Annotated in this window: 21 protein-coding genes and 1 pseudogene; 15 read left to right on the forward strand and 7 right to left on the reverse strand. The window is 62.3% G+C overall.

What is annotated here, in order from left to right:
* Positions 1–51: 51 nt before the first annotated feature.
* From M4J40_RS00245 to M4J40_RS00280, 8 genes are all read left to right on the forward strand, one after another.
* Positions 52–663: an NADH-quinone oxidoreductase subunit J gene (locus M4J40_RS00245; RefSeq protein ID WP_251751167.1), complete on the forward strand. Its 612-nt coding sequence runs from the start codon at positions 52–54 to the stop codon at positions 661–663.
* A gap of 46 nt (positions 664–709) precedes the next feature.
* Complete coding sequence (gene nuoK, locus M4J40_RS00250; protein ID WP_026783452.1) at positions 710–1,018, forward strand: NADH-quinone oxidoreductase subunit NuoK; 309 nt, start codon at positions 710–712, stop codon at positions 1,016–1,018.
* Positions 1,019–1,026: 8 nt separating this feature from the next.
* On the forward strand, positions 1,027–3,114 hold the full coding sequence (nuoL, locus tag M4J40_RS00255; protein ID WP_251751168.1) for an NADH-quinone oxidoreductase subunit L: 2,088 nt from the start codon (positions 1,027–1,029) through the stop codon (positions 3,112–3,114).
* A 2-nt stretch (positions 3,115–3,116) separates the two neighbouring features.
* A complete protein-coding gene (locus tag M4J40_RS00260) occupies positions 3,117–4,643 on the forward strand; it encodes an NADH-quinone oxidoreductase subunit M (RefSeq protein WP_251751170.1) in 1,527 nt (508 codons plus the stop codon).
* A gap of 11 nt (positions 4,644–4,654) precedes the next feature.
* Positions 4,655–6,082 (forward strand): NADH-quinone oxidoreductase subunit NuoN, encoded by a 1,428-nt coding sequence (nuoN, locus tag M4J40_RS00265; protein ID WP_251751171.1) that lies wholly within the window; start codon positions 4,655–4,657, stop codon positions 6,080–6,082.
* A 10-nt stretch (positions 6,083–6,092) separates the two neighbouring features.
* Positions 6,093–6,857 (forward strand): biotin--[acetyl-CoA-carboxylase] ligase, encoded by a 765-nt coding sequence (locus M4J40_RS00270; RefSeq protein WP_251751172.1) that lies wholly within the window; start codon positions 6,093–6,095, stop codon positions 6,855–6,857.
* 220 nt (positions 6,858–7,077) lie between these two features.
* Positions 7,078–8,694: a ribonuclease J gene (locus M4J40_RS00275; RefSeq protein WP_251751629.1), complete on the forward strand. Its 1,617-nt coding sequence runs from the start codon at positions 7,078–7,080 to the stop codon at positions 8,692–8,694.
* A 246-nt stretch (positions 8,695–8,940) separates the two neighbouring features.
* Positions 8,941–10,233, forward strand: coding sequence for a TadE/TadG family type IV pilus assembly protein (locus M4J40_RS00280; RefSeq protein WP_251751173.1), 1,293 nt, complete (start codon positions 8,941–8,943; stop codon positions 10,231–10,233).
* A 220-nt stretch (positions 10,234–10,453) separates the two neighbouring features.
* Here the strand turns inward: M4J40_RS00280 and M4J40_RS00285 are convergent.
* Both M4J40_RS00285 and M4J40_RS00290 read right to left on the reverse strand, forming a co-directional pair.
* Positions 10,454–10,648: pseudogene (locus M4J40_RS00285) on the reverse strand (helix-turn-helix domain-containing protein); the annotation flags it as partial.
* A 39-nt stretch (positions 10,649–10,687) separates the two neighbouring features.
* On the reverse strand, positions 10,688–11,539 hold the full coding sequence (locus tag M4J40_RS00290) for an AEC family transporter (RefSeq protein WP_251751174.1): 852 nt from the start codon (positions 11,537–11,539) through the stop codon (positions 10,688–10,690).
* A gap of 170 nt (positions 11,540–11,709) precedes the next feature.
* Here M4J40_RS00290 and M4J40_RS00295 point away from each other — a divergent pair, with 170 nt between their 5' ends.
* The 6 genes from M4J40_RS00295 (at position 11,710) to pncB (ending at position 18,646) form a co-directional block, all read left to right on the forward strand.
* A complete protein-coding gene (locus tag M4J40_RS00295; RefSeq protein WP_251751175.1) occupies positions 11,710–12,600 on the forward strand; it encodes a lysophospholipid acyltransferase family protein in 891 nt (296 codons plus the stop codon).
* An 805-nt stretch (positions 12,601–13,405) separates the two neighbouring features.
* Positions 13,406–14,506: an OmpA family protein gene (locus tag M4J40_RS00300; protein WP_251751177.1), complete on the forward strand. Its 1,101-nt coding sequence runs from the start codon at positions 13,406–13,408 to the stop codon at positions 14,504–14,506.
* A gap of 102 nt (positions 14,507–14,608) precedes the next feature.
* Complete coding sequence (locus tag M4J40_RS00305) at positions 14,609–15,349, forward strand: DUF2182 domain-containing protein (protein WP_251751178.1); 741 nt, start codon at positions 14,609–14,611, stop codon at positions 15,347–15,349.
* 140 nt (positions 15,350–15,489) lie between these two features.
* Positions 15,490–16,224, forward strand: a complete 735-nt coding sequence (locus M4J40_RS00310) for a phosphatidylcholine/phosphatidylserine synthase (RefSeq protein WP_251751179.1) — start codon at positions 15,490–15,492, stop codon at positions 16,222–16,224.
* 82 nt (positions 16,225–16,306) lie between these two features.
* A complete protein-coding gene (locus tag M4J40_RS00315; RefSeq protein ID WP_251751180.1) occupies positions 16,307–17,029 on the forward strand; it encodes a TerC family protein in 723 nt (240 codons plus the stop codon).
* A 312-nt stretch (positions 17,030–17,341) separates the two neighbouring features.
* Entirely contained in the window at positions 17,342–18,646 is a 1,305-nt protein-coding gene (gene pncB / locus M4J40_RS00320; RefSeq protein ID WP_251751181.1) for a nicotinate phosphoribosyltransferase, read from the forward strand.
* A 71-nt stretch (positions 18,647–18,717) separates the two neighbouring features.
* Here the strand turns inward: pncB and accC are convergent, their stop codons facing one another.
* The 5 genes from accC to M4J40_RS00345 form a co-directional block, all read right to left on the reverse strand.
* On the reverse strand, positions 18,718–20,070 hold the full coding sequence (accC, locus tag M4J40_RS00325; protein WP_251751182.1) for an acetyl-CoA carboxylase biotin carboxylase subunit: 1,353 nt from the start codon (positions 20,068–20,070) through the stop codon (positions 18,718–18,720).
* 8 nt (positions 20,071–20,078) lie between these two features.
* Positions 20,079–20,561, reverse strand: a complete 483-nt coding sequence (accB, locus tag M4J40_RS00330) for an acetyl-CoA carboxylase biotin carboxyl carrier protein (RefSeq protein ID WP_251751184.1) — start codon at positions 20,559–20,561, stop codon at positions 20,079–20,081.
* 26 nt (positions 20,562–20,587) lie between these two features.
* The gene (gene aroQ, locus M4J40_RS00335; RefSeq protein ID WP_251751185.1) at positions 20,588–21,031 is read right to left on the reverse strand and encodes a type II 3-dehydroquinate dehydratase; all 444 of its coding nucleotides are present in this window, start codon (positions 21,029–21,031) and stop codon (positions 20,588–20,590) included.
* A gap of 158 nt (positions 21,032–21,189) precedes the next feature.
* Positions 21,190–21,954: a DsbA family protein gene (locus M4J40_RS00340; RefSeq protein WP_251751188.1), complete on the reverse strand. Its 765-nt coding sequence runs from the start codon at positions 21,952–21,954 to the stop codon at positions 21,190–21,192.
* Between the two features lie 35 nt (positions 21,955–21,989).
* Entirely contained in the window at positions 21,990–23,348 is a 1,359-nt protein-coding gene (locus M4J40_RS00345) for a M48 family metalloprotease (RefSeq protein WP_251751190.1), read from the reverse strand.
* Between the two features lie 148 nt (positions 23,349–23,496).
* Between M4J40_RS00345 and M4J40_RS00350 the strand changes: the two genes are divergently transcribed.
* Entirely contained in the window at positions 23,497–24,645 is a 1,149-nt protein-coding gene (locus tag M4J40_RS00350) for a pyridoxal phosphate-dependent aminotransferase (protein ID WP_251751191.1), read from the forward strand.
* The last annotated feature ends 32 nt before the right edge of the window (positions 24,646–24,677 follow it).

Below are 24,677 nucleotides of genomic sequence, written 5' to 3' on the forward strand. Positions count from 1 at the left end.
GAAGACTGACGGGATTGGACGCGCCGACGGGCGCATCGGGGACGAAGCGAGATGATACAGGCCTTGTTCTTCTATCTGTTTGCGGCGGTCACCATCGCTTCTGCGGTCATGGTGATTTCTTCGCGCAACCCCGTGCATTCGGTGCTGTTCCTGATCCTTGCCTTCGTCAACGCCGCCGGCCTCTTCATGCTGGCCGGCGCCGAGTTCCTGGCGTTGCTGCTGATCGTCGTCTACGTCGGCGCCGTGGCCGTCTTGTTCCTGTTCGTGGTGATGATGCTCGATGTCGACTTCGTCGAGCTCCGCCAGGGCTTCATGCAGTATCTGCCGATTGGCGTTCTGGTCGGCCTGATCTTCCTGGCCGAACTCCTGATGGTGGCGGGCGCCTGGGTGTTCGCGCCGGAAGCCACGGCCACCGCTTCGGCGCCGATCCCGGATCCCGACCGGGTGTCCAACACGCTGGCGCTCGGGCAGCTTCTCTATACCCGTTACGTCTACTTCTTCCAGGTCGCTGGCCTTGTGCTGCTGGTCGCCATGATCGGCGCCATCGCGCTGACCTTGCGGCACCGCGCCTCGGTTCGGCGCCAGAACATTTCTGTCCAGGTGGCGCGCACCCGCGCCACCGCCATCGAAGTCAAGCATGTCGAGCCGGGGAGGGGACTGTGATCGCTCGTGTTTCGCAACTCCACTTCGGACAAGGAAGGTTGACGCCATGACGCTCGGTCTAGCCCATTACCTGTCGGTCGCGGCGATCCTGTTCACGCTCGGGGTGCTCGGGATCTTCCTCAATCGGAAGAACGTCATCGTCATCCTGATGAGCGTCGAGTTGATCCTTCTCGCGGTCAACCTCAACCTCGTCGCCTTCTCGCATTTCCTTGGTGATCTCGTCGGACAGGTCTTCGCCCTGTTCGTGCTGACGGTCGCCGCCGCCGAGGCCGCTATCGGTCTTGCCATTCTGGTCGCTTTCTTCCGCAACCGCGGCTCCATCGCGGTGGAAGACATCAACGTGATGAAGGGCTGACGCAAGAGATGTATTCCCTCATCGTCTTCCTTCCGCTCATCGGCTTCCTGATCGCCGGCGCCATCGCACTCTGGGGCGCGGCGGCCACCGTGCCTGCGCCCGAGGGCGGCCACGGCCACCACGACGATCATCATGCCGCCCACGCCGAGCATGACGAGCACACCAATGCCGGCCATGACGATCATCATCATGCCCCGGAGCCGGCCGCGCCCGGCTCGCGCCTCGCCGAGCTGGTGACCACCGGTCTGCTGTTCGTTTCGGCGATCCTGTCCTGGGTGGCCTTCATTTCGGTCGGATTCGGCGAACATGAAACGCAGTCGATCCAGGTGCTGACCTGGATTACCTCCGGCGCCATGCAGATCGACTGGGCGTTCCGCGTCGACACGCTGACCGTCGTCATGCTGGTGGTGGTGAACACCGTGTCGTCCCTGGTTCACCTCTACTCGATGGGCTACATGGCCGACGATCCGGATCGGCCGCGCTTCTTCGCCTATCTCAGTCTGTTTACCTTCGCCATGCTGATGCTGGTGACCGCCGACAACCTCGTGCAGATGTTCTTCGGCTGGGAAGGCGTGGGTCTCGCCTCCTATCTTCTGATCGGCTTCTGGTACAAGAAGCCGTCGGCTTCGGCAGCCGCCATAAAGGCCTTCGTCGTCAACCGCATCGGCGACTTCGGCTTCATGCTCGGCATCTTCGGCATCTTCGTGATGTTCGGGACCATCGGCTTCACCGACATCTTCGCCAATGTCTCGACGGTCGAAGGCAAGACGATCCATTTCCTGTGGGGCGAATGGGACGCCATCACGGTGATCTGCCTCCTGCTGTTCATGGGGGCCATGGGCAAGAGCGCGCAGTTCCTGCTGCACACCTGGCTACCGGACGCCATGGAAGGCCCGACGCCGGTCTCCGCCCTCATCCACGCCGCGACCATGGTGACCGCCGGCGTGTTCATGGTGGCGCGCCTGTCGCCGCTCTTCGACCTCAGCCCGACGGCGCTCACCGTCGTCACGCTGGTCGGCGCCATCACCGCCTTCTTTGCCGCCACCGTCGGTCTCGTTCAGAACGACATCAAGCGCGTCATCGCCTACTCGACCTGTTCGCAGCTTGGCTACATGTTCGTGGCGCTTGGCGTCGGGGCCTATGGAGCCGGTGTGTTCCACCTGTTCACGCATGCCTTCTTCAAGGCGCTGCTGTTCCTCGGTGCCGGTTCGGTTATCATGGCCAGCCATCACGAGCAGGACATGCGCTCGATGGGTGGGCTCCGCAACAAGATCCCGCTGACCTTCTGGGCGATGACGCTCGGCACGCTCGCCATCACCGGCGTCGGCATTCCCGGCACGGAGATCGGCTTTGCAGGCTTCCTGTCCAAGGACGCCATCATCGAGAGCGCCTTTGCCGGGCATAACCCGGTCTCGGGTCTCGCCGCCGTCCTGCTGGTGATCGCTGCCGGCTTCACCAGCTTTTACTCCTGGCGTCTGGTGTTCATGACCTTCTTCGGCACCAGCCGTGCCCCGAAGGATGTCTACGATCACGCCAAGGAAAGCCCGCTGGTCGTGCTCATTCCGCTCGGCGTGCTGTCGCTCGGCGCCGTGCTCGCCGGCATGGTGTTCTACGGCCAGTATGTCGGCGAGGCGCAGGCGGAGTTCTGGAAGGGCTCGCTGTTCTATGGTCCGGAGAACCACATCCTGCATGCCATGCACGAGGTGTCGTTCCTGGTGAAGGTGTCGCCCTTCCTGGCCATGCTGGTTGGTTTCGCCATCGCCTACTGGTTCTACATTCTGAATCCGGCGCTGCCCAAGAAGCTCGCCGCCGCGCTGCCGGGGCTCTACAAGTTCCTGCTCAACAAGTGGTACTTCGACGAGCTCTACGACCTCATCTTCGTGCGGCCGGCGTTCGCCATCGGTCGCCTGTTCTGGAAGACCGGTGACGGCGCCATCATCGACGGGCTCGGGCCCAATGGTGTGGCTGCCCGTGTGCAGGACGTCACCGCCCGCGTCGTGCGGCTGCAGACCGGATATGTCTACCATTATGCCTTTGCCATGGTGATCGGCGTTGCCGCCCTGATCACCTGGGCCATGTTCGCCGGGGGACAATGAGTATGAGCGGAATGCCGCTTCTGACGCTGACCACGTTCCTGCCACTGGCGGGTGCCCTGTTCATTCTGATGATCCGGGCACAGGACGAGGCCGCGATCCTCAACATCCGGCGCGTGGCGCTGATCACCACGGCCTTGACCTTCCTGGTGTCGATCGGCATCTGGACTGGCTTCGATCCCAAGAATCCGGGCTTCCAGCTCACGGAAGTCGCTGGCTGGTCAGGTAGCTTCTTTGCCTACCGAATGGGGGTCGACGGGATCTCGATCCTGTTCGTGCTGCTGACGACGTTTCTGATGCCTTTCTGCATCCTTGCCAGTTGGGAGTCCGTGCAGGTCCGCGTCAAGGAATACATGATCGCCTTCCTGGTGCTCGAGACGCTGATGGTCGGCGTGTTCTGCGCCACCGACCTCGTGCTGTTCTACGTGTTCTTCGAGGGCGGTCTGATCCCGATGTTCCTGATCATCGGTATCTGGGGCGGCCAGCGCCGCGTCTACGCCTCCTACAAGTTCTTCCTCTACACGCTGGCCGGCTCCGTGCTGATGATGCTGGCGATTATGGCGATGTACTGGCAGAGCGGCACGACCGACATCACCGAGTTGGTCAACCATCCGTTCCCGGCAACCATGCAGTGGTGGCTGTGGTTCGCCTTCTTCGCCTCCTTCGCGGTGAAGATGCCCATGTGGCCGGTTCACACCTGGCTGCCGGATGCCCACGTCGAGGCGCCGACCGCCGGCTCGGTCCTGCTCGCTGCCATCCTGCTGAAGATGGGCGGTTACGGCTTCCTGCGCTTCTCGCTGCCGATGTTCCCGCTGGCGTCGGTCGATCTTGCCCCCTTCATCTTCACCCTCTCGGTGGTCGCCATCGTCTACACGTCGCTGGTGGCGCTGGTGCAGGAGGACATGAAGAAGCTGATCGCCTATTCGTCGGTCGCCCACATGGGCTACGTCACCATGGGCATCTTCACGCTGAACACGCAGGGTCTGCAGGGCGCGGTGTTCCAGATGTTCAGCCACGGCCTCGTGTCCGGCGCGCTGTTCCTTTGCGTCGGCGTCGTCTACGATCGGTTGCATACCCGCGAAATCGCCGCCTATGGCGGCCTCGTCAACCGCATGCCGGCCTACGCGACGGTGTTCATGGTCATGACCATGGCCAACGTCGGCCTGCCCGGTACGTCCGGCTTCATCGGCGAGTTCCTGACCCTGTCCGCAGCTTTCCAGGTCAACACCTGGGTGGCCGCCTTCGCGGCACTCGGCGTCATCCTGTCGGCTGCCTACGCTCTCTGGCTGTTCCGCCGGGTCGTTTGGGGTTCGCTCACCAAGGCAAGCCTAAAGGCCATGATGGATCTCACCCCGCGTGAGATTGCGATCCTGGCGCCGCTCGTGGTGCTCGTCATCCTGTTCGGCGTCTATCCGATGCCGGTGCTCGACGCCACGGCCGCTTCCCTGGAAGCGCTTCTTCGCTCCGTCCACGCGGCGATCGACGCCGCCGGCCAGACCGCATCGGCCGGGCCGCTGCCGCTGATCCGCTGAGGGCATAGACAATGACCGCACTTCCCGATTTTGCCCTTGCCGGACCGGAGCTTCTCCTGGCTGTTGGCGCACTCTTGCTGCTCATGCTCGGCGCTTATGGCGGCGAGAAGCGGGGCGGCCTCGTTTCCGGCCTGTCGGCTCTGCTCCTGGTCGTCGCTGCGATCGCGGTGATCGTCGGGCGTGATGGCTCTACCTTTGGCGGGTCTTTCGTGGTTGACGGCTTCGGCCGCTTCCTCAAGGTGCTGGTTCTGATCGGCTCGGCTCTGGCCGTGATCATGACGCAGCGCTTCGCCGTCGCCGAGAAGTTCTTCCACTTCGAACTGCCCGTGCTGATCGTCCTCGCCACCATCGGCATGCTGCTGATGATCTCGGCGGGGGATCTCATCGCCGTCTATCTCGGCCTTGAGCTGCAGTCGCTGGCGCTCTATGTCGTCGCTTCGTTCCATCGCGACGACGGTCGCTCGACGGAAGCCGGCCTCAAGTATTTCGTCCTGGGAGCTCTCTCTTCGGGCATGCTCCTTTACGGCGCTTCTCTCATCTACGGCTTCACGGGGCATGTCGATTTTGCAGGCATCGCCACCGCTGCCGGCAGTGGGCAGGCCTCGCTGGGGCTCACGTTCGGCATTGTCTTCGTTGCCGCCGGCATTGCCTTCAAGGTGTCGGCCGTTCCGTTCCACATGTGGACGCCAGACGTCTATGAGGGGGCGCCGACCCCCGTCACCGCCTTCTTCGCCGCCGCCCCGAAGATCGCCGCCATGGCGTTGTTCGTTCGCGTCGCTCTGGAGGCTCTGGAGCCGGTCAAGGCCGAGTGGCAGCAGATCGTCGCCTTCATGTCGCTGGCCTCGATGATCTTGGGTGCCTTCGCCGCCATCGGTCAGCGCAACATCAAGCGTCTGATGGCCTACTCGTCCATCGGCCACATGGGCTTTGCCCTGGTCGGGCTCGCCGCCGGTTCGGAGGCGGGCGTCTACGGAATCCTGATCTACCTCGCCACCTATCTCGCCATGACGGCCGGCGCCTTCGCCGTCATCCTGTCCATGCGGCGGGACGGTGTCATGGTCGAGGACATCGATAGCCTGGCCGGTCTGTCGCGCACCAACCCGATGGTCGCCTACCTCTTGGGCATCATCATGTTCTCGCTGGCCGGCATTCCGCCGTTCGCGGGCTTCTTCGGCAAGTATTTCGTCTTCGCCGCGGCCATCAACGCCGGCCTCTACTGGCTCGCGGTGATCGGTATCCTGAGCTCAGTCGTTGGCGCCTACTACTACCTCCGCATCGTCAAGATCATGTTCCTCGACGAGCCAAAGGGCACCTTCGAGCCTATGGGGGGCGAGATGAAGGTGGTGCTGGGCGTCTCGGGCCTGTTCGTTGCCGCCTTCGCGCTCGTGCTTGGGCCGCTCGGCGAGGTGGCGCTCGCCGCTGCCCGTACCTTGTTCTGAGATCATCCTCGTGACGACGGAAGGTTCGGGGCTGGTCTGTCCCGACGGATATGCAGCCATCCACCTCGACGATGTCGGGTCGACAAACGCCGAGGCCCTCGAGCGCGCACAACAGGGCGCTGCCTCGGGGCTTTGGGTAGTCGCCCGTCGCCAGACGGCGGGGCGCGGTCGGCGGGGGCGGAGTTGGACGTCCGAGCCGGGCAATCTTTATGCTTCGCTGATGCTGCGCGATCCCATCGAGGATGCACGGCTCGGCGAGCTTCCTCTGGTCGTGGCACTGGCGGTACACGATGCCGTCGCTACGGCGCTGCCGCCTTTCGCCCGCGCCGATCTTGCCATCAAGTGGCCGAACGACATCCTCTACGCCGGCGCCAAGCTCTGCGGCATCCTGATAGAGGCGGCTGGCATGCCAGGGAGCCGGGTCATTGTGGCCGGCATGGGCATCAATTGCTCCCATCATCCCGACGTCGCGCTCTATAGCGCCACTGATCTGGCCGAGGTGGGTTATCCAACCGAGCCCGAGGCACTGTTCGCGCTCCTGTCCGAGGCCATGGCCCGGCGTCTCGCCGAGTGGCGGGAAGGAAGCTTTGCGCCTCTCCGCGATGCCTGGCTTGCACGCGCACGCGGTATCGGCGAGACCATTGTCGTACGGTTGCCCGGCCGCGAGGTGACTGGCGTCTTTACAGGGCTCGACCCCGACGGGCGGCTTTTGCTTCGCAATGACCAGGGGCTAGAAACCATCTCGGCCGGCGACGTGTTCTTCGGTCACTCCTGACGCGATCCGGAGCCAGGGCCTGCTGTCGTTGGTGGGCGGAGGGCTCTCCGAGAGTTTTCTTGACGTGGCCGCCTTTCGCGTCCACGTAGAGCCGACAATCGAGAGAGACGAATGCACGCCGGCAAAGGGGCCGGCGAACTGGAGATACTCTGTGACGAAAAAGAAGAGCGGGGCCGACGAGCTCATTTTCCTGCCGCTGGGCGGCGTTGGCGAAATCGGCATGAACCTCGCGCTCTACGGTCTTGGCCCCGAGGCCGACCGCAAATGGCTCATGGTGGACTGTGGCATTTCCTTTGCCGGTCCCGAGCTTCCTGGTGTCGACCTGCTCCTGCCCGACATTTCCTTCATTGAGGCCTACAAGGACGATCTGGTCGGCATTCTGATAACCCATGCCCATGAAGACCACTACGGCGCTATCTACGACCTATGGCCGCGCCTCGGTGTGCCGGTCTACATGACGCCGTTTGCTGCCGCTTTGCATGCGGCCAAGCGCGAGATGGAGCCCAACGCGCCGCGCGTGCCAACCAGCGTCGTCGAGCAGGGACAGCGCTTTTCCATCGGGCCTTTCGACGTTGAGCTGGTCGCCATGTCGCATTCGTTGCCCGAGCCGACGGCGGTTCTGATCCGCACGACGATGGGCAACGTTCTGCACACCGGCGACTGGAAGATCGATCATGATCCGCGGGTTGGTCAACCGATCGACATGAAGCGCCTCGCCGAGATCAGCGTCGAGGGCGTCGACGCCATGATCTGCGACTCCACCAACGCCGTGCGAGCCGGGCGGAGCCCGTCGGAAGGCGAGGTTGCGCATGGGCTTGCCGAGGTCGTCGCCAGGGCAAAGAAGCGCGTCGCCGTGACCATATTCGCGTCCAACCTCGGCCGTATCCGCTCGATCGCCGAAGCCGCCGCCAAGAACGATCGCGAGATCGTTGTGGTCGGTCGCGCCATCAAGCGCGTGCTCGACGTCGCCGGGGAGCTCGGCATGCTCGAGGGGCTGCCGCCGTTCCGCGACGAGGAAGCCTATGGCTACCTGCCGTCCGACAAGGTCATGGCCATCGTCACCGGTAGCCAGGGCGAGGCGCGCGCCGCGCTCGCCAAGATCGCGGCCGGTGATCATCGGAACATCACCCTGAACCGTGGCGACATGGTCATTTTCTCCTCGCGCACCATTCCGGGCAACGAGAAGGCGGTCGGCGCCATCAAGAACAAGTTGGTCGAGCAGGGCGTCGAAATCGTCACGGACGGAGATGCACTGGTCCACACTTCGGGCCACCCTCGCCGCGACGAAATGATGGAGCTCTATCGCCTCGTCAAGCCGAAGGTGGCTGTGCCGGTGCATGGCGAGGCTGTCCATCTTGCCGCGCACGAAAGGCTCGCCCGCGAGGCTGGCGTGCCGAGCGTCGCGCGCACCAGGAACGGCGAGATGCTGCGCCTCCTGCCCGGCGACGAGCCGAAGGCCATCGGCCACGTGCCTTTCGGCATTCTGGTCAAGGACGGAAATCTCGTCCGCGATCCCGAAGGCTCGGGTGTCGTCGAGCGGCGCAAGATGAGCTTTGCCGGCGTCGTGGTCTGCACCCTGCTGATGAGCGGGCGCGGCGATATTCTCGGTGAGTACGGTCTTAACTGCTTCGGCCTGCCGGAGACCGATAACAAGGGCGAGGATTTCGAGGACGTGCTGGCCGCCGCGGTTGACGGTTGCCTGGCTTCGATCCCCAAGGCGCGCCGCAAGGACGAAGATCTCGTCGCGGAGGCGGTGCGCCGCTCGATCCGCGCCGCCGCCAACGAACGCTGGGGCAAGAAGCCGATCACCGAGGTAACGGTCCTGAGGGTGGACTGAGCTGAGAGGGCGGGTGCGAACGATTGGGTCTTGTGACCGAGACATTCGCACCCGCCTGATACGAGCTTCGGTGTAAATGTCTCTGTCATGAGGATCACTGGTCGTTAGCGGTACTAGCGTCTGCTGTGGCGAGAAAAGCCGGCAAACGGTGGCGAACTTCTTCACATCGTCTTAAATGCTCACTACTCCCGCAACCTGCTGTTAGGGCAACCAGCGCTAACCTGTGGTCCTGGAGGGACCATGGGAATGCGTCGGTTTTTGGCCTGTCAGGACGGCAACGTAGCGATAATCTTCGCCGTCTGTCTGGTGCCGCTTCTGGTCGGTGTCGGGGCCGCGGTCGACTATGCGCGATTGGCCGACGCACGCGAGGCCATGCAGCATTCGCTCGACGCTACTGTTCTTGCCTTGTCATCCGAGGCGGCCGGTCTCACGAACTCCAACTTGCAGACCCGTGCGTTGGAGGTCTTCAACGTCAATTTTCCCAGCGGGAAGGCCGAGAATGTCGCCGTCTCGGCGACTTATACACGTTCGAAGGGGGCCAACATTTCGGCTACGGCGACCGGCACCGTTCCGATGACCTTCATGAACATCATAGGGGTGTCGTCGAAGACGATATCGGCAAGTTCGACTTCAAACTGGTCCACACAGCACCTGAGAGTTGCGCTCGTGCTCGATAATAGTGGATCAATGTACTACGATAACAAGATGCCGTCTTTGAAGGAGGCGACTAGGAATCTGTTGTCTACGCTGGAGTCCGTGGCTGTCGAAGATGGAGACGTGTATGTCTCCATAATCCCATTCAATAAAGACGTAAATATAGGCGGAGGTAATTACGGTTCTAGTTGGTTGGACTGGTCAGAGTGGGAAGCGGATGATGCCAATAAGACGACGATAGCCACGAAGACATGTACCGGCTATGGATGGTATAAGAAATGTACAACGGAATATACAACAACCGTCAATGATCATAATACATGGAACGGATGCGTAACGGACCGAAACAAGGACTATGACGTCGGGGTCGCTGCTCCGGCGACAAACGACAGCAAGTTCTATCCGGAACAGTACAACAGATGTCCTGCGGTTTTGACGCCACTCACATACAGCTGGGATACCTTGGACGCCGCCGTTACGGCCATGAACCCGGTTGGTGCAACCAACCAAACCATAGGGCTGGTCTGGGGCTGGCAGTCTCTGGTATCGACTTCGCCACTCAATGCGCCATCAAAGGACCCCAATATCGAGTACCTGGACGCCATCATCTTGCTGACAGATGGCGTCAACACGAGAAATCGTTGGGACGGGGATACAGAGACCCAGTCTCCGGAAGTCGATGCCAGAACCAGACTCGCTTGCGATGCCGCAAAAGCACAGGGGGTTTCCATATTCACGGTGCTTGTCATGAATGGAAACGCTGGTTTGTTGCAAAATTGCGCATCAAGCCCGGATCAGTACTTCAAGCTCACATCGGCGAACCAGATTATAACTACATTTAATACGATCGGAACCAAGCTATCGAAGTTGCGGATCGCGCAGTAGATCTGGATAATGCTTAACGAAGCATTGGTATCAAGCCGTGTGTGACCAGATATAGTGTCAGAGACACCGTCACGACGGAAACGATGGTGCCGATCAGAACTCCACTGGCCGATTGCTCGACATAGAGCCGGTATTTGTCCTCTTAAGCTTCTTGGCTGATGAATTTGCTGACGGTTTCCCATGGTCTTCTTCCCATGTTTCGGTATCCGAGATGGGGCCGCTCGGTGTTGGACTTGTGGATCGGAGGCAGGTCCTTCAGACCCGCGAGACCTTCGAGCTGGAACCGCCGCTTCCACTCGTAGAAGCTCGTCCGGTCCATGCCGCGGCGACGGCAAGCCTCGGCCGCATTACCCAGCTGCTCGGCCAGTTCCAGAACGCTCAGGCGCTGACGCGCCACTTTCTCCGGGGCATCCATGTTGCTTCCTCCCTATGCCAGTATCGCACGGAATGAAGCCTAAGAGGACACGGATTGCTGGGCGGCGGCATAGCAGGTCGCTGCCGGCGGCAGGCAGGCCATAAGAACCGCCGCATGGACCCAGACCGGCGGGAAACCACCAACGAGCGTGACCATCGTCCAGGCCATCAGCGGATGCACCAGGAGCTTGACGGCCACGAGGGCCGGCAGTTCGCGATGCAGCTGGCTGGCGGGTTGCAGCGCCACGGTCACTCCGATCGAGAATAGCGCGGCCGGCGCCGCCGAGGCGCGCAGCATGGAGATGGTGCTAGAGACTGCCTCGGGCACCTCTACACCGGACGCAGCGCCCAGAACGCCGGCAATACTGCCAAGGATGAAGGGGTGCGTGAGGATCCTGCGCAAGATGAGCATGGCGATTGCGCCAATTGGCCGCTTTTCCTCGCCGAAGATCGCCATGACCGTTGGCAGCAGAGAGAAGATTAATACGACATCGAAGCAGAAAATCAGCGCCGTTGGCGCGGCCGCCGCGCCGCCAAGCGCCGAGAGAGTCAGCGCCGGTCCCATATAGCCGACATTGGCATAGGAACCGACGAGGCCCTGAAGCGCGGCGACGCGCATGCCGGCGCCGGACAGCGCCCGGCCGACGAGAAGGGCGATCAGGAAAGTGAGGAATGTGGAGGTGGTCGTGGCAACCGCAAAGGGCCAGCGCAACAGTTCCTCGAGCGGCGTTCGTGACAGGATGTCGAAGAACAATGCCGGCAAGGCGACGTAGATCAGATAGAAGTCCAGCCACGCGAGACCGGCGCGCGGCAGGCGGGCGAGCTTTCCCGCCAGAAAGCCGATGAGGATGATGCCGAAGAACGGCATGGCCAGCGCCAGAACCTGGGTCATGAATAGTTGATCGCCGGGACGCCCGCCTCGCGGCGGCTACGGGGTGGAGGGAGCGCAAGAAATGGAGTAACAGCTCTTCGCACGATTCAGGCAGCGAACGTAGATGCGCCGCCCATTTCTCGTCTTGTCCGTAGAGAGGCTTAGACGCGTTGGATTATAGACAGGCCAGAATGCAAGCCGGCTTTTGGCTTGAATACGCGGTGCTGCGCGTGGTCGTGGCCTTGCTCGGTTTGCTCGGGGTCGACCGGGCGTCTGCCTTTATGGGGCGTCTCTGGAGATGGTTTGCTCGCTTCAATCCCCGCCATGCGAGGGCTGAGCGACATCTCACTTTCGCCATGCCGGATCTGACCTCTGTGCAGCGGACGGTCATCTTGCTGGACATGTGGGAGAACCTCGGACGAACGTTCGCCGAAGGACTTCTCCTGCCTGAGATTGTCGCTCATCCCGAGCGTATCGCCATGAGTGAACGACTGGCCGCCGAAATCAGGACCATAGGGGCAGGGGGCGCGGTTTTCTGTTCGCTTCATCAGGGCAACTGGGAGCTGCTCGCGGTGGGCAGCACCGGTTTGGGAAAACCGGTCGCCGGCATCTATCGCCCACTCAGAAACCCTCTTTCCGAGGCTTATTTCCGCTCTCGACGCGAGACGGCCTATCCGGGTGGGTTGGTCTCGGCCGGAACCGCGTCTGTCCTGCGTCTGCGCTCTCTCGCCCGCAGTGGTGTGGCTGTCGCCATGATGGCCGATTTGCCCGATAGGACCGGTATCGTGGCTTCCTTCTTCGGACACCCCGCGCCGGTGTCCAAGCTACCCGTCGCAATGGCCAGGCGTCTGGGCTTGCCTCTGGTCGTGGCGCACTGCCTGCGGACGGAGGGGGCGCAGTTCCGCATTGACGGAGAACGGTTGGATATGCCGCACACCGATGATCCCGAAACGGACATCGAGAAGGCAACGCTCGCGCTGCATGCGGTATTCGAGACCTGGATCAGACATGCTCCGGGGCAGTGGATGTGGGCAACCCGCAAGTGGCCGAAGCTGGAGTTGCCCTCTAGCCCGACGGAGTGATGCCGTTCATCCTGCATTCATGTCAAATCTTTGAATTGACACGCTTTCGCCTCCTTCCTTCAGATTGACGCCCCATTGGCCGGGCAAGCTTCGGAACCGAAGGCCGCCCCCATCGGTTTCTACGATTGACCTGGTCCGAAGCGCGACTTGGGCAGTGGTTCGGAGCTCGACGTCCGGGACGGCACAAGGAAGGCTGGAGGATTTTATGAATCGACTGAGAAAGCTTTTGCTGGCCTGTGCGATCGTGCCGCTGTCGCAGATCGCCTTGCAGGCTGCTGCTCGCGCCGAGGAGGGGCGACTCCTTCTGGCTCAGACCGAGCCCGCCTGTCAGCCCGGCGACCCAAACTGCGTGCCGCCCGAACAGGTTGCGCCAAAACAGCCTGAGACCCAACCGGAGGCCGAGCCGTCGCCCCCAGAGCCGGAGGCCACGCCGCCAGCCCCGGCGCCGGAGGCGGCTCCAGAGGCGCCGGCACCCATGCCCAAGGCTCAGCCTGAAGAGCCCGCTCCCCAACCTGAGGCGGACCGTCCAGAAACGGCTCCTGAAGCTGCTCCCGAGGTCGCTCCCAGCCCGCCGGAAGCCGAGCGTCCGACCACCGAGCCTGAGGCTGGACAAAAGTCGGCCGAGCCGGAGATGGCCCCAGCTGTTCCCGCGCCGGAGCTGGAGGCGGTTCCGTCCCCAAGTCCGGAAGCTCAGCCCACATCCCCCGCGCCCGAAGCTGAGCCAACTGCTCCGCAGCCGAAGGACGCTCCGGCGCCCGAACCGGAGGCCCAGCCCACGCTTCTGGCCCCACAGCAACCGGAGGGCATGCCTGAGCCTCCGAAGCCGCCAACGCCCGACGCGGCCACCCCACCACCTGCCCAGTCCGGCGAGATGCCTCCTCTGCCTCCGGAAAACACCGAGAAGCAAGCCCCGCCGCCGGCGTTGATTGAGAAGCTTGGCAATCCCGGAGCGGCTGCGGCCAAGGCTATCGACCAGAGCGTCGATGAGAAGGTCGGCAACATCCGTGACGTTCAGCGGGAACGCCGGGTGATCAGCAACGAGGATGGTGTTCGGGTGACCGTGGAACCAGGTGGTCGCGTCATCGTCCAGAGTGGCGAGCAGGCAGTGATCCGCCATGATGATAGGTCTCGTTTCGATCGCCAAGATCGAGACTACCGCGAACGGCGGACCCGCGACGGCGGCCGAGAGGTCATAGTGGACACACGGCACGGCGGCGAAGTGCGTACACTCTATGACCCCAACGGCATGATGATCCAGCGCGAGCGTCGGGACCGTGACGGTCGGGTCCATGTTCTCTTCGACAACCGGAGCTTTGGATCTGGCCCCGCCGATGAACCTACGTGGCAACGGGTCGTGCGCCTGCCGCCTCCGCCGGTCTATGACCTTCCGCGCGAGCGTTATCGCGTGGAGATGCGTTCGGCGCCACCGCGATATGTCGAAGAGGCTCTTACGGCTCCCCCGCTCGTCAAGGTGCGACCGGAGTACACGCTCGACCAGGTGATCTACAGCCCCGACCTGCGCGAACGGGTCAGATCGGTCGATCTCGATACCATCACCTTCTCCAGCGGTGCCTGGGCGATAGAGCGCAGCCAGGTGGCGAGCATCGAGGCGGTCGCGCGCGGTATTGAAGCCGCTCTTCGCCGTAACCCCAACGAGGTGTTCCTGGTCGAGGGGTATACGGACGCGGTCGGCTCGGTGGTGGACAACCTGTCTCTATCCGACCGTCGCGCCGAGGCGGTAGCCAACGTGCTGACGGACCACTACGGGATTCCGCCCGAGAAGCTCGTCACCCAAGGCTACGGCGAGAGCTACCTGAAGATCCCGACGGAGCGAGCGGAGCGCGCCAATCGACGCGTTGCGGTGCGTCGCATCACGCCGCTGCTCTCGACCAACGGCCAGCCGTAAGGCAATTGCTCCGCGGCCCCGTTCTCCGCTAAAAGAAAGCCCCGTCCATTGAGGATGGGGCTTTTCGCCTTGGGCCTTATGGCACCCGATCGGTAACTCATTTTGACGAATCGCTTCGCCTCCGCGCTCGGCAGTCATCCCCGTTGGCTTGCGCTGGCCGCCGTTGTGTTCATGGCCGCCAGCGGTTGGCTGTGGTTGATCGCTTCTGTTGTCAATGTCGGCTTGGCGGAAGCGTTGATGCCGGCGATGGAAGAGTATCTCAGCGTCAGTGGTCTTGCGCTTGGTCTTGCCATGTGGGTGGCCATGGTCTTTGCCATGATGCTGCCGACGGCCGCGCCCACGTTCAACGCCTACGCCAATACGGCGGGGGCCGGCACCATGGCGCTGATCGCCGGCTATACCGCGGTCTGGCTCTTGGCCTCGGTGGTGGCCATGACCATCCAGACCGGGCTTGTGCATCTTGGCGCCCTCGCGCCGCACATGGCGCCAGCTGGCATCGCGCTCTCTGCGTCCATACTGATTGCCGCTGGAGTATACCAGTTCACCCCCTTGAAGTGGGCCTGTCTCTTTCGCTGTCGCAACCCACGTGTCTCCGATGTAGAGGTCGGGGCAGGCGCCGCATTCCGCATCGGCGTCGAGGAAGGCCTGGCCTGTCTCGGCTGCTGCTGGGCCATGATGGCGGTGATGTTCGCCACAGGGCTCATGAATCTGGCCGCCATGGCCATCCTCGGCGCTCTCATGGGCGTGGAAAAGCTGATCAGCGGTGTCTGGCTGACGTATTTCCTCGGGGTTTTGTTCATTCTTGCCGGTGTCATCTTGGCGAGCGGCCTCGTCATCGGGTAGATTGTAGTCAGATGTAACCATCCGGCATGATCGGTAAGGTTTTGGGCGATGATATTTTGGGCTCCGTCGGGCGACGCGCTTCGTCCGTTCATGATGGCTCTCGGCCCGGCCGTCGGTTCGGACGAGAGGAGCGGCGCGCGATGACGGAACTGACACTTGTGGGCAGACATCAGAATGCGTTGATCGCCCTTGCCGTGCACGCTTTTACGGCGAGCGGCATCGTCCTGGCCATGCTGGCGGCTTTCGCTGCCTATAATCTGGACTGGACGACCTTCTTCATGTGGCTTGGCCTTGCGCTGGTCGTCGATGGCATCGACGGGCCGATTGCGCGCAAGGTGTCGGTGGAAAGTCGCTTGCCGACCTTCTCCGGCGCTGCCCTGGACTTCGTGGTTGACTATGTGACCTACGCCTTCCTGCCGGCGCTCGCAGTCGCAACGGCCGGGTTCACCTCGATACCCGTTGCCTTGGCTCTGGCCGGCATGATCGTCTTCACGTCGGCGATGTACTTCGGCGACACCCGCATGAAGATGAAAAACAACGCCTTCCGGGGCTTCCCCGTTGTCTGGAACGGCGTGGTCTTCCTTTATTTCGTCTTCGATCTCAACCAGTTCGCGGTCATCGGCATCACCGTTGCCCTGTCGATTCTGACATTTGCTCCGGTCGCTTTCGTACATCCGGTGCGAGTCGAGAAATGGCGGCCGTTGACGCTGGCGGTGACGTTGATCTGGTCTCTGTTCGCGGCTGCGGCGCTGGTTTGGGATTTGAATCCGCCTATCGGCGTCGAGATCGGTCTGGCGCTTTCCACGGCGTATCTGACGTTTGTCGCGGCCGTGCAGCAACTTATCGACAAGTTCTTTGGCGCCGGAAAAGCTTGAAGCCACGAAAGGCGACGAGTGCCTTTCGTACAATCGGCAAAATGAGCGACGCTGACGGCCATGTCTGGGAATGACCGCCTCCATGCTTGATCTTGTGTTCAACGCCAGCGCCTGGGCCAGCCTCCTGACCCTCACGGTCATGGAGATTGTCCTTGGGATCGACAATCTCGTTTTCATTTCCGTGTTGACCAGCCGGCTGCCGACTGAGGCGGCGCGAAAGGCGAGGGCGCTCGGCCTTTCGATGGCGCTCGTCTTCCGAATCCTGCTGCTTATCACCCTGTCCTGGTTGATCGGCCTGACGGCGCCGGTGTTTTCCCTGTTCGGCCACGGATTCTCGTGGCGCGATCTCATTCTCCTCGCCGGTGGTCTGTTCCTGCTCTACAAGGCGACCCACGAAATCCATGCCGGAATCGAAGGCGAGGAAGACGAGAGCGGCAACATCGTTCATGTCGCCTTTGGCGCTACCGTGGCTCAGATCATCGTCATCGATATCGTCTTTTCGATCGACAGCATCATCACGGCAATCGGCATGGCCGAGCATGTGCCGGTGATGATTCTCGCCGTCGTCATCGCCATGATGATCATGTTCGCGGCGTCCGAGCCGATCTCGAACTTCATTCACAAGCATCCGACGACAAAGATGCTGGCTCTATCCTTCCTTCTTCTGATCGGCGTCTCACTGGTCGCCGACGGCGTCGGCTTCCACGTGCCGCGTGCCTACATCTACTTCGCCATGGCCTTTTCGGCGGGCGTCGAGATGATCAACATCCTGGCCAGCCGCAAACATCGCAAGACCAAGGCCTGAGACCGAAGGAAGTCGAAGACGCGAGACAGGATGATGGATGTATCATCCGCTCTTTGCGAGCTATGTCTCCGGTCCCTAGGCTGGGACAGGCGCAAGGAACGCACTTTCAGAAGCGCTCGCCACCCGGTCCCTTTGTCGACGCATCGTTTTCGGTGCGGGCCCACCTAGCGACTCTCGATCGACCGCCTAGGCTTTTTTACGGATTTCGCTTGGGTTCTAGATCGTTTCAGGCTACCCCTCTGTCAGGTGGCGCCTCGTCGGCGTTTTTCGACGTTCATGGGTCGCCTCGCTTTGTTACGGGTATTCGGACCGATGAGCACCACCGATATCGCCAAGCGGGTTCACGACCACAACTGGAAACTCGACCCGATCATTCGCAGTCTGCTCGATACGGACATCTACAAGTTCCTGATGCAGCAGCTGATCTGGAAGCGTTACCGCGATGTCGACGTCACTTTCTCTCTGATCAACCGCACGAGCAGGATTCGTCTGGCCGACGACATCGACGAGGGCGAGCTTCGAGCCCAGCTCGACTATGCGCGCTCGTTGCGGATCGGCAAGAAGGAGTGGATCTGGCTCGCCGGCAACACCTTCTATGGCAAGCGCCAGATCTTCGCGCCTGAGTATCTGGAGTTCCTTCGCGATTTCCAGTTGCCGCCCTATGAGCTCAGGAAGGTTGACGGCCAGTACCATCTTGAGTTCCACGGCCCCTGGACCCACACGACCATGTGGGAAATCCCGGCATTGGCCATCATCAACGAGTTGCGCTCGCGCTCGGTGATGAAAACCATGCGGCGTTTCGAACTCGACGTTCTCTACGCGCGCGCCAAGGCCAAGCTGTGGAGCAAGGTGGAGCGGCTGCGCGCCTTCCCCGACATCAAGATTGCCGACTTCGGTAGCCGCCGACGCCATTCGCATCTCTGGCAGGACTGGTGCGTCAACGCGCTGAAGGAGGGGCTCGGCCCGTCCTTCATCGGCACGTCGAACGTTTTGCTGGCCATGAAGAGCGACCTCGAGGCTATCGGCACCAACGCTCATGAGCTGCCGATGGCCATGGCGGCGCTTGCCAACACCGAGGACGAACTGCGCCATTCGCCCTACCGGGTGTTGCGCGACTGGCAGGAGCTGTATGACGGCAATCTGCTGGTGGTTCTTCCGGATGCCTTTGGTACCGCGTCATTTCTGCGTGATGCGCCGGACTGGGTGGCCGACTGGAAGGGTTTTCGTCCCGATAGCGCCGATCCGGTCGAAGGCGGCGAGGAAATCGTCGCCTGGTGGAAATCGAAAGGGTGCGATCCTCGCGACAAGCTGATCGTCTTTTCCGATGGTCTCGACGTCGAGGAGATCGAGCGCGTCTACACCCACTTCCGCGGTCGCGTTCACATGAGCTTCGGCTGGGGAACCAACCTCACCAACGACTTCCAGGATTGTGCTCCGCAGCCGACCGATGACTTCGATGCGATATCGCTCGTTTGCAAGGTGACGCAGGTGAACGGCCGACCGGCCGTGAAGCTCTCCGACAACCCGGAGAAAGCGACGGGCGATCCGGCCGAGATTGCTCGCTATCTGCGGGTGTTCGGTGAAGCGGGGCGGGTCAAGCGACCTGTGCTAGTTTAGCGCTTGCGGAAACGTTAACGCCGCCCGTGAGGGCGGCGTTCTTGTATCTTCAGTGTCTGTCCGGCTTGAGATCAGGCCTCGAACGGCTTGGTGGCTAGCCATTTCTCCAGCCAGTGGATGTCGTAGGCGCCGTCGATGATGTCGGCGTTCTTCAACATGTTGTTGAAGAGCGGAATCGTCGAGTCGATGCCGTCGACCACGAACTCGTCCAGACAGCGACGCAGGCGCATCAGGCACTCGACGCGGTTGCGGCCGTGAACGATCAGTTTGCCGATCATGCTGTCGTAGTAGGGCGGGATCGTGTAGCCCTGATAGACGCCGCTATCGACACGCACTCCCAATCCTCCGGGAGGATGCCAATAGGTGATCTTGCCTGGCGACGGCGCAAACGTGGCGGCGTTCTCGGCATTGATGCGGCACTCGATGGCGTGACCGTTGAAATGGACGTCCGACTGGCGGAAGCTCAGCGCCTGACCGGAGGCCACCTTGATCTGCTCGTTGACGAGATCGATGCCGGTGATCATCTCCGTCACCGGATGTTCCACCTGGAGGCGGGTGTTCATCTCGATGAAGTAGAACTCGCCGTTCTCGTACAGGAACTCGATGGTGCCGGCGCCGGAATAGTTGAGCTCGGCCATAGCGTTCGCGACGATGTCGCCGATCCTGGCCCTTTCGTCCTCATTGAGAGCCGGTGAACGGGCCTCTTCCATGACCTTCTGATGGCGGCGCTGCAGCGAGCAATCGCGCTCGCCAAGATGAACCGCGTTGCCCTGGCCATCACCGAGAACCTGCAGTTCGATGTGACGTGGCTTCAGGAGATACTTCTCGATGTACACCGCGTCGTCGCCGAAGGCGTTTTTCGCCTCGGTCTTGGCGGCGGACATGGCTGAGGGTAGCTCCGCCTCGGTCATGGCGACACGCATACCGCGACCGCCGCCACCCGCCGATGCTTTCACCAGGACCGGATAGCCGATCTCGGCGGCAATGCGCAGTGCGTCTTCTTCAGACTCGACGGCGCCGTCGGAACCGGGCACCACGGGAATGCCGAGGCGCTTGGCGGTCGCCTTGGCCTCGATCTTGTCGCCCATGATGCGGATGTGATCGGCCGACGGTCCGATGAAGGCGACGTTGTGGGCAGCCAGGATATCGGCGAAGCGGGCATTCTCGCTGAGAAAGCCGTAGCCGGGGTGAACCGCCTCGGCTCCAGTGATCTCGCAGGCGGCGACGATGTTGGGAATGTTGAGGTAGCTTTCGCGCACCGGCGCCGGGCCGATACAGACGCTTTCGTCCGCGAGGCGGACGTGCATGGCATTGGCGTCGGCCGTCGAGTGGACGGCAACGGTGCCGATGCCGAGCTCCTTGCAGGCGCGCAGCACCCGAAGTGCGATTTCGCCGCGGTTGGCGATGAGGATCTTCTCGAACATGGGGCCGGTCACTCGATGATCAGCAGAGGCTCGCCGAACTCGACCGGCTGGCCGTTCTCGACGAAGATGGCCGTGACGCGGCCAGCGCGCGGGGCCGGAATGTGGTTGAGGTGCTTCATGGCCTCGATGATCATCACCGTCTGGCCTTCCTTCACCGTGTCGCCAACCTCGACGAAGGACCGCGCGCCTGGCTCGGGAGCCAGGTAGGCAGTACCAACCATCGGGGAGGGCACGGCGCCAGGATTGGCGGCGGGGTCAGCGGCCTTCGGCGCCTCGACGGCCACTGGGGCGGCGGCTCCAGCAGGGGCGGACATCGCGGGCATCGCGCTCGGCGGAGCCCATCCTCCGGCCTGGGTAATGGTGACCGGCGCCGCCGTTCGAGCCACGCGGATCTTCAGCTTCTCCTGCTCCACCTCGATCTCGGTGAGGTTCGTCTCGTCGAGGATGTTGGCAAGCTGGCGGATCAGTTCGTAGTCAAAGGTCTGGGGCATCGGTTCTCACCGGATTGGGACGGCGGTCACCCTTTCAGGAGACCGGCGAGGGCTTCGAGCGCGAGAGTATAGCCAAGAGGGCCAAGGCCGACGATCACTCCAGCCGCCACTGGCGACACGAAGGACCGATGCCGGAAACTCTCGCGGGCATGGACGTTTGAAATGTGAACTTCGATCAGGGGAACTCCGACTCCCTTGATCGCATCGTGGAGGGCGATTGACGTGTGCGTATAGGCGCCGGGGTTCATCACCACGCCGGCACCGCGCCGCCCCGCCTCCTGAATCCAGTCGACGAGAACGCCTTCATGGTTGGACTGACGAAACTCGACGGCTGAAAATCCCAGTGCGGCAGCCTTCTCTCGGCAATTCGCCTCGATATCGGCAAGGGTCAGCGATCCGTAGATGCCCGGTTCTCGCGTTCCGAGAAGATTGAGGTTCGGTCCGTTGAGGATGAACGCTTCAATGGGCAATCGGTTGGTTCCCTTTCAAGGCCGGAACAGGGGAGGCCGCAGCCCATCGGCGGGCATTGACCGGCTTCCTTATAGGCATATGCCGCTCCGAAAAAAAGAGGCAGCGCCGATTCATCCCCGTCTGTGGGGGGCGCACCGCATCGAGCTCTGCCCAGAAGTCAGCAGGCCGTCTTGCCGCAGGCGCGCATTGCCTCGATTCTGCGGTTCAGATCGGCAAAGCCTACGGCGCCATAGACCATCTCGTCGCCGATGATATAGGCGGGGGTCCCGTTGATGTTGAGCTTGCGCGCGAGATCGTAGGAGTGATTGATCGCCTCGGCGACCGCCTTCGTACCAGCGGTCTCCTTTACCTTCGCCTCGTCGAGGCCGGCCTTTACTGCCGCCGCGAGCGCGCGATCGCCGTCTGCCTGGCCCCGAATGCCCATCAGTTCGAAATGAAAGGCTTCGTAGGCCTTGGGGTCGAGGATGTTGACGGCGGCCGCCACCTTGGCGGCTTCGACGGATCCCTCGCTCAGGATGGGGAACTCCTTGAGGATGATCTTGACGTCCTTTTCCTTGTCCAGGATGGCGCGGGTATCGGAGAGGGCCTTCTTGCAATATCCGCAGTTGTAGTCGAAGAACTCTACCAGGGCGATTTTCGCATTCGGATCGCCCAGTACCGCCTGATAGGGCGACGAGAAGATCGCCTCGCGGTTGGTCTGGATCGCGTCGACCCGACCCTGTTCCTCGGCCGCCTTGTTGCGCGCGTCGAGCGCCTGCAGGGCCTCGGTGATCACTTCGGGATTCTCAAGCAGGTAGGATTTCACAACCTCGCCGATCGCCGCCTTCTGGCCGTCGGTGAACTCTTCCGCGGAAGCCGCGCAGGGAAGGAGAGTCGCGGCGACCAGAGTGGCCGACAGTACTTTCCGGAAATGGACAAACATGCGACTGCTCCTCGTTCCAGGCCGTGAGAACCCGGTTATCTTGGTATCTTGTAGGTGATGATGTCGTCGGCGCGCAGCCAGGCCGGCGAGCCGGTCTTCAGTTTCTCCTGCGCGCGGATGGCGTATTTCTTGGCCGTCTCTATGTCGCCCGAGGCGAAACTTCCTTGCGCTGAGGCAAGATCGGCCATGGCGATGTTGTCCTTGCGCGCATAGGCGATCGCAAGCTGCCGATAGCCGACTGGCTGGTCTGGGTCGTCGCCAATGCCCTTTGTAAGCGCAGCGATTGCCTCGTCGGTCAGTTTGCCGTCACCGGTGCCAACCAGCGCCTGCCCCAGCAGGACGCGGATGGGGCCGGCGTTCGGTGCCAGTGACACTGCTTTCCTGAGAGGAGCGAGGGCTTCCCTTGGCTTGCCGGTTTCCAGAAGGATCTGTCCCTTCAGCTCCCAGAAGTAAGGATTGTTGGGGGAACGCTTGATCAGGGCATCCATCCTGGAGATGGCCGCTTTCGGGTCCGCGAAGCGGTAAGCGATGATGGCGCGGGCGTAATCGGCGGCGAGGCTGGTGTCGGAGGGTGGATAGAGCCGCATCACGCTTTGGGCGTTGCGGGTGAAGGCGGCGAACTTGGCCCGGACAAGGTCGTGCCGTGCCTGGAGCGACGGACTGTCCACCTTGTCGAAGAACTTCGACTTGCGGGCCATCTCGTCAATCATGGCGATGCGATCCGCTGCCAGGGGGTGGCTCTGGATATAGGGATCGATGTGGGCGGACATGAACATCTGCTGATCGGCGAAACGCTTGAAGGTTTCCAGCATGCCCTTGGCCGACTGGCCGGTTTGGGCAAGGTACTTCAGCGCCAGCTGGTCGGCGGCGGTCTCGTTCTCGCGGGCATACATCAGAAGGCCGCGCTGGCCGAACTGCATTCCACCGGTGGCCAGGGCGCCCACCGCTCCACCTCCGCCACCCGCCGCGCCCGCCGCGACGCCGCCCAGCATGGCGAGCGCCGATAGAATCTGCATTCGACGGATCTCAGCGCGCAATTGGGAGAGATGGTTGGCGGCGAGGTGTCCGATCTCATGCGCCAACACGCCAATCAGTTGGTTGGGCGTCGTGGAGTCGATGATGGCCCCGGCGTTGACGAAAATATGCCGGCTGTCGGCAACGAAGGCATTGAAGGTATCGTCATTGACCAGCTTGACGCGGACGGTGGCTGCGCCGAGACCGGCCGCCTTCAGCAAGGGGCGCGTGTAGTCGGCGATCAGGGCTTCCGCTTCGGCGTCACGCAGCAACGATATGCTGCGGCTCCGCTCTACCGAGAGCGCGGGCAGAGTGGACGAGAGGGCGATCGTAGCCGCCGTGAGTATGGCGACGGAGGTACGGCAGAAGCTGATCATCATCGCGCGATTCACTATCGGAAGTCTCGTCAGGGTGTCCGTAGCCTGATAAAGGGCAGAACGTGTGCCGGGCGCAACGGAAAAATCCGAGCCGCCCAGCTGACGATACATTGCAATCCATCTCTGGCAAAATCTTGGAGGCGAGGGGAGAATGCGGGTTTCTCGGCGGAGTGATGTGGCTCCCTTTCTCGCCATGGATGTGCTGTCCGACGCCAATCGTCTTGCCCGCGAAGGCCGAAGCATCGTTCACATGGAGCTTGGCGAACCCGGTGCACCGGTGCCGGCCGCCGTTCGCGCCGCCGCCGAAGCGGCGCTCAGTCGCGGCCGCATCGGCTATACCGAAGCGCTTGGCATTCCCGAGCTGCGGTCCCGGATCGCCCGTCTTTACGCCGATCGCTACGGCATCGACGTGCCGGCCGAGCGGGTTGCGGTCACTGGAGGGTCGTCTGGCGCTTTCAATCTCGCATTCCTTGCCATGTTCGACGTTGGCGATCGCGTGGGGTTGCCGACCCCGGGCTATCCCGCCTATCGCAACATTCTGGCCGCGCTCGGTCTCGACGTCGTCGAGATCCCTACGACCGCCGATGCGCGCTGGCAGGCGAGCGCCGCTGCCATCGAAAAGGTGCATGCCGAACAACCGCTTGCCGGGGTCGTCGTGGCGAGCCCCAACAATCCTTCGGGCACCATGATGACGCGCGACGGCCTCAAGTCGCTGGTCGCCGCTTGTCGGGACATTAAGATCGCCCTCGTCATGGACGAGATCTACCACGGTCTCGTCTATGACGGCGACGAGGTGACGGCGCTCGAGTTTTCCGACGACGTTGTGGTCGTCAACTCATTCTCCAAGTATTTCTGCATGACGGGCTGGCGTGTTGGCTGGATGGTGCTGCCGGAACGCTTGGTGCGTCCGGTCGAGCGCATCGCCCAAAACCTCTTCATCTCGCCATCGGAGTTGTCGCAACGCGCCGCCCTCGGCGCTTTCGAGGCCAGGGAAGAACTCGAAGCGGTCAAGGCTGGTTACGAGGCCAGCCGCCAGCTGCTTCTGGCGCGTATGCCAAAGATTGGTCTCGATCGTTTCCTGCCGGTCGACGGTGCCTTCTACTTTTACGCCGACGTAAGTCGCTATACCAACGACAGCCTCGAGTTCTGTCGTCGCATGCTGCATGAGGCCGGCGTCGCAGCAACGCCTGGTCTCGACTTCGATACGGGGCGCGGCTCGTCCTATGTACGCTTTTCCTTTGCCGGACGTACGGATGAGGTCGCGGAGGCCTGCGAGCGACTCGGTGGCTGGCTGAAATAGCAGCGCACTCACTCACGTGTATTCAGGCTCCG

Source organism: Pleomorphomonas sp. JP5 (assembly GCF_023721815.1).
In the GTDB taxonomy this organism is placed as follows: domain Bacteria; phylum Pseudomonadota; class Alphaproteobacteria; order Rhizobiales; family Pleomorphomonadaceae; genus Pleomorphomonas.